This window comes from Flavobacterium aestuarii (assembly GCF_040049115.1).
In the GTDB taxonomy this organism is placed as follows: domain Bacteria; phylum Bacteroidota; class Bacteroidia; order Flavobacteriales; family Flavobacteriaceae; genus Flavobacterium; species Flavobacterium aestuarii.
This window is the reverse complement of sequence record NZ_JBDLZZ010000047.1, coordinates 1-1033: the sequence shown is the minus strand read 5'-3', so window position 1 is coordinate 1033 and position 1033 is coordinate 1. Positions and strand designations below refer to the sequence as shown.

1 protein-coding gene is annotated in these 1033 nt (G+C 50.6%); it reads left to right on the top strand.

All coding sequences use genetic code 11. From position 1 onward, the window contains the following. Positions 1–1033: hypothetical protein (locus tag ABEG11_RS19145; protein ID WP_348825758.1), on the top strand; the 1033-nt coding region annotated here is incomplete at both ends.

The window sequence follows — 1033 nt, the reverse complement described above, 5'->3', positions numbered from 1 at the left end:
GGAAGGGAGGGGGGGGGAGGAAAAGAAAGAGAAAAAAAGGAGGGGGAAAGGGGAGGGGGAAGAAGGAAAAAGGGGAGAGGAAAAGGAGAGGGAGAAGAAGGGGAAGGAGGGAGGAGGAAAAAAAGGAAAAAAGGGGGGAGGAAGAAGGAAGGAAAAGGGGGAGGAGAAGGGAAGGGAAAAAAAGGAAGGGGAGAAAAAAAAGAGAAAAAGAAGGAGAAGAAAGAGAAGGGGAGGAAAGAAGGGGAGGAGGGGGGAGAGGGGGAGGAGGAAAGGAGGAGAGGGGGGAGGAAAGGGAAGAAAGGGAGGGGGGAGGGAAGGAAGAGAAGAAGAGGGAAGAGAAGAGGAAGGAGGAAAAGAAGAAAAGGGAAGAAAAGAGAAGGGGGAAAGGAGGAAGGAGAAAGAAAAGGAGAAGGGAAGGGGGGAGGGGAAGGAGAGGGGGAAAGGGGAAGAGGAAGGAGAGGAAAGAAGAAGAGGAAAGGAAAAGAAAAGGGAAAGGGGAGGAGGAGAAAGGAAAAAGAGAGGAGGGAGAAAAAGAAAGGAAGGTGAGAAAAAAGAAAGGAGGGAAGAGAGGGAGAGAGGGAAGGGAGGAAAGGGAAGGAGAAAAAAAAGGGAAGGAAGAAAAGGAAGGGGAGGGAAAGGAAAGAAAGGGGAAAAAAAAGAGGAAAAAAGAAGGAAAGAAAGGAGGGAAGAAAGGAAAGAGGAGGGAAAGAAGGGAGGAGAGAGGAAAGAGAAGGAGGAAGAGGAGAAGGGAAGGGAAGGAAAGAGAGAGGAAAGAAAGAAGGGGGAAGAGGAAAAAAGAGGAGAGGGGGAGAGGGGGAAAAAGAAGGGGAGGAGGGGGAGGGAGGGAGAAAGGAAGGAGAAGAAGAGGAGAGGAAAAGAGAAGGGAAAGAAGAAGAGAGAGAAAAAGGAGAAGAAAGAGAAAGAGAAGGGGGAAAAGAAGAAGGGAAGGGGAGGAGAGGAAGGAGGAGAAGAGGAAAGGAAAGGGGGGGAGGAAGGGAAGAGAGGGGAGGAGGAGGGGGGGGAAAAAAGGGGG